Consider the following 12,976-nt stretch of genomic DNA (forward strand, 5'->3'; position numbering starts at 1 on the left):
GGCCCGTTCGGCCCCGGATGGGGCCCGATCGGCACTGGACCAGCGTTCCAGTCCCTCATTTTCATGTGAAGGATTTCACGAACTTTTTCCCCGGCCGAGCGACGCCCCGCCCTTACAGCTCACTTCAGCCCACCCAACCACACCCGTAACAGCCCCCGGACACGCCTGCGGCCCTTCAGTCCAGCCCCGCCAGAACATCCACCAGCACCCGCCCCTCGGGAGCCCCGCGCCGCAGCAGCAGCGCCGCCACCGCGTGCAACTCCCCCCACGCGTGCGGACGCCCGACCTCCGCGGCGTCCCGGACGACGGCCGTCGCCGCCTCCAGCGCCGCGTCGGCTTCGCCCGCACCGGCGTAGGCGTGGGCGAGGCACGCCCCGTACCAGGCCCGGTCGCGCCGGAAGGCCGGGGCGAAACCGGCGAGCCCCGCCACCAAGTGGTCGATGGCGCTCGCCCAGGATTTCAGGTGCAGGTCCGCCATGCCCCGCTGCGCCGAGAACCAGGACTCGCCGTAGAAGTACAGCCAGGGCGGGGCGTCGCGTGCCTCCCGGATGACCCGGTGCGCTGCGTCCAGATTGCGGTACGCGCCTTCGGCGTCACCGTCGAGCGCGCACCCTCGTCCGGCCATCTGCAGCGCCATGGCCCGCGTCGCCCGGCTCGCCCCGGCCGTACCCGCCGCCGCTTCCGCGAGCCTGACGCACGCCCGCCCCCGCCCCTTGGACCAGGCGAGGTGGGCCTTCATGCTCATGGTGGTGGCCGCCAGGTCACCGTGACCGGCCTCCAGCGCCCAGTCGTACGACCGGTCGAACCACCCCAGAGCCACCGGGGTGTCGTCCTGGTCCTGCGCCATCCACGCGAGGAACTGGGCGTACTCCGCCAGCAACTTCACCAGCCGGTCGGCGAGCGGCCCCCGCGCCTGGTCGTAGAGCCCGGCCACCCGCTCGAACTGCGCGGCCACGACCCCGGCCACGACCCGGGAACCGAGCGTGTCCTCGGCCCGGCGGTGGGAGGCGAGCAGTCCTTCCATAGCCTCAAGGCAGGCCGCGTCCAGGCGCATCCGCCCGTCCCCGACCCGTCGCAGCCGCTCCGCCGCGGGCTCCGCGACCACCTCGGGCAGCACGAGCGACGGCAACGGCACCTCGGCCCGCACACCCCCACCGAGCAACTCGGGCGGGACGCCCAGCCCCTGGACGATCCGCCGCCGCACCTCGGCCGAGGTCACCGCACGCCGCCGGTTCTCGATCGCGGAGACATCAGGCTGCGAAAGCCCCACCCTGGCCCCGAGTTCGCTCTGACTGGCCCGCGTCAGCACCCGCCAGCCCTTCAGCAGCGCCGCCCAGTCCTCGACCGCGGCGGCGGCCCGTAACCGCGGATGCGCCCAGACGTCCGGCTCCGGCTCCATGGCCGAAATATACGACGGCCGTATACGGCCTGGCGGTGGATCAGCGCAGCGGCCGACCGGCAGGGTGAAGCCCATCGCACGGGCACCACCCGCCGATCCCCCACAGGAAGAGAGCCATGCCGTCTGCATCCCACGTCCTGGGCCTCGCCCATATCACCGACGCCGACGGACGCCTTCTCATGCTGAAGGAGGCGGACGGCAGTTGGCGGCTCCCCGGCGGGCCGGCGCTGCCGGAGGAATCGGCCCGGAACGCCATGGCCTACCACGTACGTCGAGACCTCCGGCTCCGCGTCGAACCACGCTTCCTCCTCGGCATGGAACCGGGCCCCGACGCCGATTCCACGGCCTACCTCTTCGCGTGCGAAAGCCTGGCCCCCGACGACATCGCGCGCATCGAACTCCCGGGCGGCACCACCGGCACGGCCGTCGCGGCACTGGCCTTCGTGGACTACCCCGGCATCACCGAACGCGTCAGCGCCCACGAGCACCGGCTCATCGCCAAAGCCGCCGCAGCCCTCCTCCGGCGAGATCCCTCCTGCCCCTTGCTCCCGGACGTCAGCAGGCGACAGTCCACCCCGCTCTCTGCCGAGCGGGGCATGTTCCCGAAACCCGGGAAGGCGGACCCCGCCGGTGGTTGACTACCTGCCGTGAGCGCCGACGCGTACCGTCCGTACGTTCCGCAGAGGCCGCCGGTCCAGTGCGTCAAGTGCCGGGGCATCCACGTGATCCTGAACAAGGCCCTGCACCCGCAACTCATGCAGGACCAGTGGCGGTTCACCTGCCTGGACTGCCGGGTGGCATGGCCGCAGGAACAGCACGGAGGGGAGCCGGACGAGTACGCGTGACTCGACGCGCCGCGTCCATGAAGACGGGTACACCTGGCCTCATGGGTGAGAACACCGTGACCGTACGGGAAGCCCGCGCCCGCCTCGCGGACCACATCGACCGGGCCGAGGAAGGCGTCCCCACGGTCATCACACGCAACGGCGCGCCCGTGGCGGCCGTGGTGCCGATCGCGGGCTTCGAAGCGCTGGAGGCGGCGGTGGACGTCATGCTGGCGCGGGAGGCGGAGGCAGTGCTGGCCGAGGGCGGGCCCACCGTGACGATGGCCGAGTTGCTGGCGGACCTGTTCGCCGAGCAGGGCCAGGGTGATGACGCCGCGCGAAGCACGCGTTCCGCTTCACCGCCGCGGCACAGCGGCAGCTCCGGGCCGTCAGCCGGCCCGACGCCATGCGCATCCTGGCCGCGTTGACCGCGCTCGGCGACGACCCGTACCGCGAGGACGCCGACGTCAAGAAGCTCAGCGGCCCGTCGGGGCTGTACCGGCTCCGGGTCGGCGGCTACCGGGTCGCCTACCGCGTCGACAACGGCGAACTCGTGATCCTCGTCGTCAAGGTAGGCGACCGGCGGGACGTCTACCGGAACCTGTAGCCCCCCTTACCTCACGCCTCTTCTGCCGTCTTCCAGGCGATCCCGTCCAGAATGTCGTGCTCGCTCACCACGACATCCTCCGCCCCAACCCGCTCCATCAAACACAGGAGCACCAGGGCCCCCGCCGCGATCACGTCCACCCGCCCCGGGTGCAGCACCGGGATCGCCGCCCGCTGCTCGTGGGTGGAGGAGAGGAGGCGGGACGTGACCTCGCGGACGCGGGTCAACGGGATCCGCGCGTGGTGGATGGCCGTCGAGTCGTACTCGGGGAGGCCGAGGGCGATGGCCGCCACCGTGGTGACCGAGCCGGCCAGGCCGACGAGCGTACGGGCCTCGCGCAGCGGAACCGTCTGCTCGGCGAGGTCGAGGGCGGCCTCGACGTCGGCCCGTATGGCGGCGATCCGCTCCGGCGACGGCGGGTCCACGACCACGCCGTCCGCGACCAGATGACGTTCCGTCATCCGCACGCAGCCGACGTCCACGCTGCGCGCCGCCCGTACCCGGTCGTCGCCGACGACGAACTCCGTGGAGCCGCCGCCGATGTCGACCACCAGGAAGGGACGGGCGAGGTCGGTGCGGCCGGTGAGTTCCTTGGTGGCGCCGGTGAAGGAGAACTCCGCCTCCAGGTCACCCGTGATCACCTCGGGCTCGACGCCCAGGATGTCCACGATCCCCGCCACGAACTCCGCGCGGTTCCGCACGTCACGGGACGCGGAGGTGGCGACGAACCGCACGCGCTCCGCGCCGTGCGCCCGGATCACCCCGGCGTATTCCCGGCACGCGGCGAACGTCCGTTCAAGCGCCTCCGGCGCGAACCGCCCGGTGCGGTCCACGCCCTGGCCGAGCCGGACGATCGTCATCCGCCGGTCGAGCTCCTTGAACCCGCCCGTCGCGGGGTCGAGGTCGGCGACGAGCAGACGGATCGAGTTCGTACCGCAGTCGATCGCGGCAACGCGGGTCATGCGTCCTCCCTATTCGGCGGTGTCGGAGCCGTCGGACGACGCCGGCGCGCCGCACGGCGTCACGCACGGCCCCTTGCGCCACCACTCCGGCAGCATCGCGATCGTCTCGTCACCCAGCGGGTTGACGCCGGGACCGGCCGCCAGCGAGTGCCCCACCAGCACGTGCAGGCACTTCACCCGGTCCGGCATACCGCCCGCGCTGGGGAAGCCCTCCAGCACCTCGATCGCGTCCCGCCGGCGGATGTAGTCCTCGTGCGCGGCGCGGTACGCGGCGGCCAGCTCCGGGTCGCTCTGCAGCCGAGCGCTCATCTCCTTCATCACGCCCTCGGCCTCCAGCGTGCCGATGGCGGAGGCCGCGCGCGGGCACGTCAGGTAGTACAGCGTCGGGAACGGCGTGCCGTCCTCCAGGCGCGGCGCGGTCTCGACGACGTCCGGGTTGCCGCAGGGGCAGCGGTGGGCGATCGCCCGCAGGCCGCGCGGGGGGCGGCCGAGCTGCTCCTTGAACGCGGCGATGTCCGCGTCGGTGGGCTGGGTGGGCTCGGTCTGGGGAGGAGGGGTTTCCATGTGCTCGCTCGGGTCGGAGTTTCGAAAGGGCGGGGGGTGGGAAGGGTGCGGCGGGTCAGCGATGGGCGTCCGAGGTGTCCACGCCGTCCCAGAGGTTGACGTACCACGGCCGGTCGGCGGCGCCCTGGTCGTGGCGGTGGCGCGCGTTGCCGCTGCCGTCCACCACCGTGTAGCCGGTCTCGCCGGGCCGGACGTAGTGCAGGTGCTCGCGCGCCAGCCGCTCCACGTACGCCGGGTCCTCCAGCCGCGCCTTCTCCTCGCGCAACCGCTTCACCTGCTCCTTGGCCTGCTCGGAGCGGTGCCGCTGGTCGTCGATGTCCGAACGCTGGGTGACCCACTGGCGCATGGGGTAGGCCAGGGCGACGATCAGCGAGCAGACGACCAGTGCCAGCAGCGCCGCGCGGCCGGTGAGCCGGCTGCGCCGCGGCGGACGGGTGCGCCGGGCCCGGGCGTCCGGCCCCTGGACCAGGACCGAACCGATCGCCTTGAGCCTGGTCGCGGTGGAGAACCGTTCCGCCGCCACATCGCCTCCCCGCTGCCGGCTTCACCGAAGCCGGAACGCATGCCAAAACCGTCCCCGGCCACGGTACGGGACCGTGGCCGGGGACGGGGTGAGGCGTGAGGCTTTGTCAGCCTCGCACGCGCACTACCGGGCGCGGGTTCAGCCCTGGCGGAAGCGCGGGAACGCGCTGCGGCCGGCGTACACCGCGGCGTCGTCGAGGATCTCCTCGATGCGCAGCAGCTGGTTGTACTTGGCGACGCGCTCGGAGCGGGCCGGGGCACCGGTCTTGATCTGGCCGCAGTTGGTGGCGACGGCCAGGTCGGCGATGGTGACGTCCTCGGTCTCGCCGGAGCGGTGGGACATCATGCACTTGAAGCCGTTGCGCTGGGCCAGCTCGACGGCGTCCAGGGTCTCGGTCAGCGAACCGATCTGGTTGACCTTGACCAGCAGGGCGTTGGCGGCGCCCTCCTCGATGCCGCGGGCGAGGCGCTCGGGGTTGGTGACGAACAGGTCGTCACCGACGAGCTGCACCGCGTCGCCGAGGCGCTCGGTGATGGTCTTCCAGCCGTCCCAGTCGTCCTCGAACAGCGGGTCCTCGATGGAGACCAGCGGGTACGCCTCGACGAGCTCGGCGTAGTAGTCGGTCATCTCGGCGGCGGTGCGGCTCTTGCCCTCGAAGGTGTAGACGCCGTCCTTGTAGAACTCGGACGCGGCGACGTCGAGCGCGAGCGCGATGTCCTGGCCGGGGGTGTAGCCGGCCTGCTTGACGGCCTCGAGGATGAGGTCCAGGGCCTCGCGGTTGGAGCCGAGGTTCGGGGCGAAGCCGCCCTCGTCGCCCAGGCCGGTGGAGAGGCCCTTGGCCTTGAGCACGGCCTTGAGGGTGTGGTAGACCTCGGTGCCCCAGCGCAGCGCCTCGGAGAAGGACTCGGCGCCGATCGGCGCGATCATGAACTCCTGGATGTCCACGTTGGAGTCGGCGTGCGAGCCGCCGTTCAGGATGTTCATCATCGGAACCGGCAGCAGGTGCGCGTTCGGGCCGCCGAGGTAGCGGAAGAGGGGGAGGTCCGACGCCTCGGAGGCGGCGTGCGCGACGGCCAGGGAGACGCCCAGGATGGCGTTGGCGCCCAGGGAGCCCTTGTTGTCGGTGGCGTCCAGGTCGAACATGGCCTGGTCGATCAGGCGCTGCTCGGTGGCGTCGTAGCCGACGAGCTCCGGGCCGATCTGCTCGATGACGGCCAGCACGGCCTTCTCGACGCCCTTGCCCAGGTAGCGGTTCTTGTCCCCGTCGCGGAGCTCGATGGCCTCGAAGGCACCGGTCGAGGCGCCGGACGGCACGGCGGCGCGGCCGGTGGAGCCGTCGTCGAGGCCGACCTCGACCTCGACCGTGGGGTTGCCTCGCGAGTCGAGGATCTCGCGAGCTACGACGACGTCGATGGACGGCACGAGGGTCTCCTTCGTGTGTGTCTGGGTACTCCAGCGTTCTGCAGCACGAGCCTAACGGGCGCCGGAGGGTCCACCTGCCCCCGGAGCGCCACCCCGCCGGAAAAATGGCACAAACGCCGAGATCAAGGGCGAATGGGCGAGCTGTTCGCTCAACGGGGAACCGGTGGGGGAACTCGGACGGCGCGGGCATGTCCGCCGGGCGTACGCCCCCGAGAATCGTCCGCGCCCGAAAACGTCCCCGCCCGGACACGGCGAAGCCCCGCTCCGATGCGCTCGGGGGGGGATCGAGCGCATAGGAGCGGGGCGGTTCCGCCGCGGACCGGGAAGGGTGCCCCGGGCCGGTGGTTCGGGTACTGCGGTGGGGTCGCGGCGGTACGGACGGCGGAACGCGCCGCCGTCCTGCCGCAGGGGCCCGGCCGTACGGCCGCGCCCCCGTGCGTCCCGTCAGCCTCAGCTGAGGTGCAGCTTCTGGCCGGGGAAGATGAGGTCGGCGCTCTCCACGATGTCCTTGTTGCGGTCGTAGAGCTTCTCCCAGCCGCCCTTGACCTTCTTGGCCTCGGCGATCTTGGCGAGGGTGTCGCCTTCCTTGACCTCGTACTCGCCGTCGCCGATCTTGACGGTCTTCGGCGCGGCGTGCTTCGGGGCGGCCGGCTTGGCGGCCGGCGCGGCCGGGGCCTCCTCGGCCTCCCGCTGGGGAGCGGCGTGCTTCGGAGCGGCCTTGCGCTCGCTGCGGTCGGCGTGGCTCTGGCCGGTCGCACGCTGGCCCGAGGCCGACTTGGAGACGACCTTGCCGGAGCCGGAGGTGTCGACGTCGGCCTTGGCGCCACCGGCCGTCAGGCCGCCGGCACCGGCGCAGCCCCAGGCACCGGGGCCCTGCATGGCGAGCAGCTTCTCGGCGACGGCGATCTGCTGGCCCTTGGAGGCCAGGTCGGCGCGCGGGGCGTAGGCGGTACCGCCCGCGGCGGCCCAGGACGACTGCGAGAACTGCAGGCCGCCGTAGTAGCCGTTGCCGGTGTTGATGTGCCAGTTGCCGCTGGACTCGCACTGGGCGACGCGCTCCCAGGTGTCCACGGAGGCGGCGTGGGCGGACGTGGCCATCATCAGCGGGGCGGCGACTGCGGCGCCGGTGACACCCGCGAGCGTGGCGATGCGGACGGCCTTGTTCGGACGACGGTGCTTGCCCTTGGACATGACTCGGTTTCCTCACCGGCGCCTACGAGGTGAGCTGTCGGGTTCGGGCGTGAGTTGCCCGGCCCGGTGGCTCGCGCTCACCAGGCTTCACCCCAAGCCGTCCCGGTACGTCGGTCGTTGACCGATGAACCGTTCCGGCGACCTACCGTGGTTCCCCCGCTCCTGCCTACGGCGCTTGCGCGACGACTCCCCCGGTCGCCGGCAGGATTCGGCGTGACGACCGTGGTGCTCGCGATGGCGAGCGATGACGACGGTAAGCACAGACGGCCGATGGGTTCAAACCCTCCTTTTCAGCCACCGTCTGTGCCCCCCACCCCGGGGAACTCACTGTTTCCGCAGGTGGGGATGGTTTCTTGGGTTTCTGACGAGCCGTCTCCGCGCGGATGTCAACGAGACCCATGTCTCACTTTCATCCGGAACGGACATTCGACGCGAACTCCCCCGCTACTTCTTCAGTTCGAGCTGCTGACCGGGGTGAATGAGGTCCGGATCGCCCCCGACGACCTTTTTGTTGTCCTGGTACACGCGGTGCCAGCCGCCCTCGACGCGGTGCTGCTCCGCGATCTCTGACAGGTTGTCACCGGGGCGCACGGTGTAGTCGTGCACGGCGGTTGCGTCCGCGCGCCCGCGCTCGGCGCCGCGCGACGCGCGCTCGTCGCCGGAACCGGACGGCTCCGCGCGGTGCTTGCCGGTCCCGGCGCCGTCCGCGCCGGCGCGCGTGCGCTCATCGGTGGTACCGGAGGCGGACGTTCCGGAGTCCGCTCCGCCGTCCCGCCCGGCCTTCTCCCCGTCGGTCGAGGAGCCCGTGGTGTAACCGTCCGGCTTGCGGTGCTTGCCACCGGCGGACGAATCGGTGGACGTGTCGCGGTTCCCGCCGGACGGCTTCTCGGGCTGCCCCGGCCTCCCTGAGGCGTCGGTGGTACCGGAGTCGCCGGTGCTGCCGGTCGCCGACCGGCCGGAGGAGGCGTCCTTGCCGGCGTCCTTGCCGGAGCCCTTCCCGGCGTCCTGGCCGGTGGCCGTCCCCGAGGTGCTTCCGGACGCCTTCTCGCCGGCCTTGCCGTCGGTCTTCTCGTCGGCCTTGTCGGACGACGCGTCCCGCGACCGGCCGGAGTCGGTCTTCCCGGAACTCCCGGACGTCCCGGATGTTCCGGACTTTCCGGAAGCCGGCGTGTGCGAGGACCCCTCGACGGCGTCGTGCGGCATCCCCGGGTTGACCTCGGGTGCCCGGCCGTCCTTGGCCAGGTCGGACTTCACCGCGCAGGCGGGCCAGGCGTACGGGCCGCGGGCGTCGAGGATCCGCTGGGCGACGGCGATCTGCTGGGCGCGGCTGGCCTGGTCGGGGCGCGGCGCGAACTCCGTCCCGCCGTACTGGTTCCACATGTCGGTGGTGAGCTGCAGTCCGCCGTAGAACCCGTTGCCCGTGTCCGCGCTCCACAGGCCGCCGCTCTCGCACTGGGCGACGCGGTCCCAGGTGGGGGCGTCCGCGGCGTCGGCGGTGGTGGCGCCGAGCAGGGGCATGGCGATCCCGGCACCCGCCACGCCCGCGGCGACGACCGCGGCGGGCAGTTGACGGGGACGACGATGTCGGCCTTTCCCGGAGAGCATGCGATCACCTCTCATATTGCTGCCGACCGGCTGCTGACCGCTGCCGATCGTGTGGCTGCTGAATATGACGGCAGAAGATAGCCACGGCCCTCAGGAGCCACAACCCACCGTGATCGACGCCAGGAGACGGTCAAGCGGAGTTGACGTATAGTCATGTGCCCGTCTGCCCGGGCTCCGGTGAGAAGGCCACGGGCAGCGTCCGCAGGCCCCGCATGATGAGCCCGCCGCGCCACCGCAGATCGTCCGGATCAGCGGAAAGCCGCAGGTCAGGGAGGCGCCGCAGCAGCGTCGCGAGCGCCGTCCGGCCTTCCAGCCGCGCCAGCGGCGCCCCGAGGCAGTAGTGGATGCCGTGCCCGTATCCGAGGTGCTGATTGTCACTGCGGGCGAGGTCGAGGGTGTCGGGCTCGGCGAACCGTTCCGGGTCGCGGTCGGCCGCCGCCAGGACGACGAGCACGGGGTCGCCCTCCGCGATCCGCTGACCGCCGATCGTCAGGTCCCGGGTGGCGAACCGCCAGGTGGCCAGCTCCACCGGGCCGTCGTACCGCAGCAGCTCCTCCACCCCGGTCTCCAGCAGGCTCTCGTCCCCCGCGGCCAGCGCGCGTTGCAGGCGCTCGCGCTCCCCGGGGTTGCGCAGCAGCGCGTACGTGCCGTTGCCGATGAGGTTGACAGTGGTCTCGAAGCCGGCGAAGAGCAGGATGAAGGCCATGGCGGCGGCCTCGTTCTCGGTGAGGTGCTCACCGTGGTCGCTCGCCCTGATCAGCCCGGAGATCAGGTCGTCGCCCAGGTCCTCGCGCTTGCGGTGGATCAGCTCGGCGAGGTACGTCCGCATCCGCTTCACCGAGCGGGCCACTCCGCCGCGCGGTCCGCCGCCGTGCCGGATCATCATCCCGGCCCAGTCCCGGAAGTCGTCCTGGTCCTCCGGCGGGACGCCGAGCATGTCGCAGATGGCGTAGATGGGGAGCGGGAACGCGAACTCGTGGATGAGGTCCGCCTCCCCGCGCGCCGCGAACCCGTCGATGAGCCGGTCCGTGAGCTCCTGCACGCGGGGCGCGAACTCCGCGACGCGCCGGGGCGTGAACGCCTTGGAGACCAGACGGCGGAGGCGGGTGTGGTCCGGGGGATCGATGTTGAGCAGATGCGTCATGAGGTTGGCGCTCCGCTCGCCCGGAATGCCCACCTTGCCCTTGCCGTGCGCGGCCTCGGAGTGGTGCACGGGGTTCTTCGACAACCGCTGGTCCGCCAGCGCCTGCCGCGCGTCGGCGTACCGGGTCACCAGCCATGCCTCCACCCCGCTCGGCAGCGCGGTCCGGTGCACGGGGGCGTGCTCGCGGAGCCAGGCGTACGCCGGGTAGGGGTCGCTCGCGAACTCCCAGGTGAAGAGGGGAGGCGTGGGGCCCTCGGCGGCGGGGTCGTGGTGGGCGTGGGCGTGGTCGTCGGCTTTGTCGTGCACGCTCCGACGCTACTAGGGGGCGCGAGGCGGGGGCTCGGCCCCGCCCGCCCACCTCTAGTGGTGACCGCCCCCGCCGCTGCCGAAGGCGCCGCTGCTCCCGGGGTTCCACTTCCGCCGTTCCTCGGTGAGCTCCTCCTCGTGGCTCCCGGGGTTCCGGAGCTCGTGCGGGAGGACGCGCTCCCCCGGCCCCTCGGTGCGCAGCGGGTCCGCCTCCCGGTGCTCGGTCACGTAGCCGACGGCGTCTTCGTTGTCCTCGTGACCCGGCCCGTGGTCCGGCGAGGACGGCCCCCGGTCGTACTCCTCGCGCGTCTGCCACGCGCCCTGCCGCCGCTGCGGCTGGCTCGGGGGCGGCGGTTCCTTGTCGCGCCACCGCCGCCCGTACACGAAGGCGAGGAGCAGCAGGGCGCCGACGCAGAGCCCGACGGCGAAGGGGGCGGCGCCGCCGACCCAGGCGGGCAGGGCGAGAACCATCTCATCGGTACGCATGCAGTCCGGTTACCCGGAGGGCGCCCGGTCAAGACCGTCACTGAGCCGAACGGGTGTGCACCTCGCCGCCGCGTACGAGCGGATGACGCGGACCTACGACGCGCCCCCTTCACCCGCGCCGTCCGCCTCTGCCTCCGCCTGCCGGATCGCGTCCCGGTACGTACGGGCGGCGGCCCGCAGCGCGGTCTCCGGCTCGACGCCCTCCGCCTCGGCCCGTACCGCCATGGCCAGCAGCGCGTACCCGACGCCCTCACCCGCCGGAAGGGGAACCTCCAGTCCCTCGGACCGGACCCGGGAGGCCAGCTTGGCGGCCAACGCGAGGGCCGGCTGCCCCAGCGGCACGCCCTCGGTCAGGGAGTCGCGGCGCTTCTCGGCGGCCTTGGTCCGCGTCCAGTGCGCCCTGACGTCCTCCGGAGTCTCCGCCTCCGCGTCCCCGAAGACATGGGGGTGCCGGTGGACCAGCTTCTCGACGATGGTCCCCGCCACGTCGTCGATCGCGAACGGCTCGTCGGGGTCGTCCTGGGCGATGCGCGCGTGGAAGACCACCTGGAGCAGCACGTCGCCGAGCTCCTCGCGGAGCGCCTCGCGGTCGCCCGTCTCGATGGCCTCGACGAGTTCGTACATCTCCTCCAGGCCGTACTTGCCCAGGTCCTCGTGGGTGCGGATGCCGCTCCACGGGCAGGCCACCCGAATCCGGTCCATGACCTGCACCAGGTCGAGGAGGCGGGCGCCCGGCAGGTCGTACGAACCGGGCAGCAGCTCCAGCGCCGGCATCCGCTGCCGGCCGGAACCGGCGAGCCGGGCCAGACCGTCGGTCAGGGCCGACTCCCCCGCCGCCGAGGTGATCACCACGACGGTCCGGCCGCCGGCCAGACAGTCGTCGACGAGCGCCCTGGCGTCGAAGGACTCCGCCGGGGCCTCGGTGGTGATCCCGGCCTCACCGAGGTAGGGCAGCAGCGGGTGGGCCGGGTCGGCGCACAGCACCCGGTCGGCGGCGTGCAGCGTCTGCCACGCCGGCCAGGACAGCAGTCCGGGCGCGACGCGGTGGCTGGTGGTGAGCAGGACGATCCGGCCGGCCGCCGGGGACGCAGAGTCGTTCACCCTGTCGAGCGTAGGGGACGGCGGGCGGGACGGACTCCGAGGGGCCCGCCGCCCGCATAGGGCTCGCTACGCCGGCTTCTCCGTAGCGGGCTCGCCCCACGGCTCCTACACCGGGCTCTCCGCGGCGGGCGGGGCGACGGGCCGCAGCCAGGGCTCCTGCAGCGGGCGGGCGGTGCCGCGTTTGGCGTCCCAGGCCCCGTACCGGGGGTTGATGTCGACGCGCAGTGCCTCGGAGGTCTTCATCAGCACGTCGTTGGTGCGCGCGGCGCCGAGCTTGCCGTCCAGTTTGGTGCGGACGAGGTCCATGGCGAGGGCCTGGTCGATCTGCGAGGGGGCGATACCCAGGGCCAGGAAGCGGGCGCGCACCGCCTCGGCGCCGCCGTTGGCCCGCTCGACCTGCGACCGCTCGTCCTGGAGCTCGCGGCGGGTGACGTCCACCCCGTTGTCGTGCCCGGCCTTCTCGATGATCCGGTACTGGACGAGGCGGATGAGGGTGTCCTGGCTGAGCCGTGCGCTGTTCGCCGTGAGCTGCTCGCCCTGCGGGGACGAGTCCTGTGCGTCGCGCACGTCCTTCACCTGGCTCTGGAGCTGCGCCACAGTGATCCGGTCGTCGCCCACGACGGCCGCGGCGCCGGGGTGCGGGGTGGACCCGCAGGCGGTGAGCAGGGGTGTCGCGGCCAACAGCCCGGCGGCGGCGGAGAGCGCGGTCCTTCGGCGGATCATGGAGCCTCCCGGCAGTGCTCGTGCGGCGGTACGGCGATCGACCTGGCGTTGATCGATGGTAGGGAGTCCGTGTGGCGGAGGCCACTGATTCGACCAACGATTCGCCGGCGTCCGGGATG

Annotated in this window: 13 protein-coding genes, 2 pseudogenes and 1 riboswitch; of the genes and pseudogenes, 4 read left to right on the forward strand and 11 right to left on the reverse strand. The window is 72.3% G+C overall.

The genetic code is table 11. The annotated features are described in order from the left end of the window. Nucleotides 1–175: 175 nt before the first annotated feature. Nucleotides 176–1,399 (reverse strand): helix-turn-helix domain-containing protein, encoded by a 1,224-nt coding sequence (locus tag J7W19_RS12635; protein WP_004949004.1) that lies wholly within the window; start codon nt 1,397–1,399, stop codon nt 176–178. A 116-nt stretch (nt 1,400–1,515) separates the two neighbouring features. On the opposite strand from J7W19_RS12635, the gene J7W19_RS12640 reads away from it, so the two are divergent. The 4 genes and pseudogenes from J7W19_RS12640 to J7W19_RS12655 all read left to right on the forward strand — a co-directional run. After that, nucleotides 1,516–2,037, forward strand: a complete 522-nt coding sequence (locus tag J7W19_RS12640; RefSeq protein ID WP_004949002.1) for an NUDIX hydrolase — start codon at nt 1,516–1,518, stop codon at nt 2,035–2,037. 9 nt (nt 2,038–2,046) lie between these two features. Beyond that, nucleotides 2,047–2,244, forward strand: a complete 198-nt coding sequence (locus tag J7W19_RS12645; protein ID WP_004949000.1) for a hypothetical protein — start codon at nt 2,047–2,049, stop codon at nt 2,242–2,244. Between the two features lie 41 nt (nt 2,245–2,285). After that, nucleotides 2,286–2,540 (forward strand): annotated as a pseudogene (locus J7W19_RS12650) (type II toxin-antitoxin system Phd/YefM family antitoxin); the annotation flags it as partial. A 23-nt stretch (nt 2,541–2,563) separates the two neighbouring features. Continuing rightward, nucleotides 2,564–2,830 (forward strand): annotated as a pseudogene (locus tag J7W19_RS12655) (type II toxin-antitoxin system RelE family toxin); the annotation flags it as partial. An 11-nt stretch (nt 2,831–2,841) separates the two neighbouring features. Here the strand turns inward: J7W19_RS12655 and J7W19_RS12660 are convergent. The 10 genes from J7W19_RS12660 to J7W19_RS12705 all read right to left on the reverse strand — a co-directional run bounded on the left by J7W19_RS12660 (nt 2,842) and on the right by J7W19_RS12705 (nt 12,857). Further along, nucleotides 2,842–3,792, reverse strand: a complete 951-nt coding sequence (locus J7W19_RS12660) for a Ppx/GppA phosphatase family protein (protein WP_004948994.1) — start codon at nt 3,790–3,792, stop codon at nt 2,842–2,844. Nucleotides 3,793–3,801: 9 nt separating this feature from the next. Beyond that, the gene (locus J7W19_RS12665) at nt 3,802–4,356 is read right to left on the reverse strand and encodes a DUF501 domain-containing protein (protein ID WP_004948992.1); all 555 of its coding nucleotides are present in this window, start codon (nt 4,354–4,356) and stop codon (nt 3,802–3,804) included. A gap of 55 nt (nt 4,357–4,411) precedes the next feature. Further along, complete coding sequence (locus tag J7W19_RS12670; RefSeq protein ID WP_004948990.1) at nt 4,412–4,879, reverse strand: FtsB family cell division protein; 468 nt, start codon at nt 4,877–4,879, stop codon at nt 4,412–4,414. 138 nt (nt 4,880–5,017) lie between these two features. Further along, nucleotides 5,018–6,301, reverse strand: a complete 1,284-nt coding sequence (gene eno, locus J7W19_RS12675) for a phosphopyruvate hydratase (protein WP_004948988.1) — start codon at nt 6,299–6,301, stop codon at nt 5,018–5,020. Between the two features lie 450 nt (nt 6,302–6,751). After that, nucleotides 6,752–7,492: a LysM peptidoglycan-binding domain-containing protein gene (locus J7W19_RS12680; protein ID WP_004948986.1), complete on the reverse strand. Its 741-nt coding sequence runs from the start codon at nt 7,490–7,492 to the stop codon at nt 6,752–6,754. Between the two features lie 4 nt (nt 7,493–7,496). After that, nucleotides 7,497–7,676: riboswitch (cyclic di-AMP (ydaO/yuaA leader) on the reverse strand. A 260-nt stretch (nt 7,677–7,936) separates the two neighbouring features. Continuing rightward, nucleotides 7,937–9,097: a transglycosylase family protein gene (locus J7W19_RS12685; RefSeq protein ID WP_040891051.1), complete on the reverse strand. Its 1,161-nt coding sequence runs from the start codon at nt 9,095–9,097 to the stop codon at nt 7,937–7,939. A gap of 151 nt (nt 9,098–9,248) precedes the next feature. Next, nucleotides 9,249–10,547, reverse strand: coding sequence for a cytochrome P450 family protein (locus J7W19_RS12690; protein ID WP_004948981.1), 1,299 nt, complete (start codon nt 10,545–10,547; stop codon nt 9,249–9,251). Nucleotides 10,548–10,601: 54 nt separating this feature from the next. Then, nucleotides 10,602–11,033, reverse strand: coding sequence for a DUF6479 family protein (locus J7W19_RS12695; RefSeq protein WP_004948979.1), 432 nt, complete (start codon nt 11,031–11,033; stop codon nt 10,602–10,604). 93 nt (nt 11,034–11,126) lie between these two features. Beyond that, nucleotides 11,127–12,134 (reverse strand): nucleoside triphosphate pyrophosphohydrolase, encoded by a 1,008-nt coding sequence (locus J7W19_RS12700; protein ID WP_004948977.1) that lies wholly within the window; start codon nt 12,132–12,134, stop codon nt 11,127–11,129. Between the two features lie 105 nt (nt 12,135–12,239). Further along, nucleotides 12,240–12,857: a SurA N-terminal domain-containing protein gene (locus J7W19_RS12705; RefSeq protein ID WP_004948975.1), complete on the reverse strand. Its 618-nt coding sequence runs from the start codon at nt 12,855–12,857 to the stop codon at nt 12,240–12,242. Between the last annotated feature and the right edge of the window lie 119 nt (nt 12,858–12,976).

The organism is Streptomyces mobaraensis NBRC 13819 = DSM 40847 (assembly GCF_017916255.1).
In the GTDB taxonomy this organism is placed as follows: domain Bacteria; phylum Actinomycetota; class Actinomycetes; order Streptomycetales; family Streptomycetaceae; genus Streptomyces; species Streptomyces mobaraensis.

Coding starts and splice junctions, on each gene's coding strand:
- J7W19_RS12635 (WP_004949004.1), bottom strand. CDS start 1,399: ATGGAGCCGGAGCCGGACGTCTGGGCGCATCCGCGGTTACGGGCCGCC.
- J7W19_RS12640 (WP_004949002.1), top strand. CDS start 1,516: ATGCCGTCTGCATCCCACGTCCTGGGCCTCGCCCATATCACCGACGCC.
- J7W19_RS12660 (WP_004948994.1), bottom strand. CDS start 3,792: ATGACCCGCGTTGCCGCGATCGACTGCGGTACGAACTCGATCCGTCTG.
- J7W19_RS12665 (WP_004948992.1), bottom strand. CDS start 4,356: ATGGAAACCCCTCCTCCCCAGACCGAGCCCACCCAGCCCACCGACGCG.
- J7W19_RS12680 (WP_004948986.1), bottom strand. CDS start 7,492: ATGTCCAAGGGCAAGCACCGTCGTCCGAACAAGGCCGTCCGCATCGCC.
- J7W19_RS12685 (WP_040891051.1), bottom strand. CDS start 9,097: ATGCTCTCCGGGAAAGGCCGACATCGTCGTCCCCGTCAACTGCCCGCC.
- J7W19_RS12695 (WP_004948979.1), bottom strand. CDS start 11,033: ATGCGTACCGATGAGATGGTTCTCGCCCTGCCCGCCTGGGTCGGCGGC.
- J7W19_RS12705 (WP_004948975.1), bottom strand. CDS start 12,857: ATGATCCGCCGAAGGACCGCGCTCTCCGCCGCCGCCGGGCTGTTGGCC.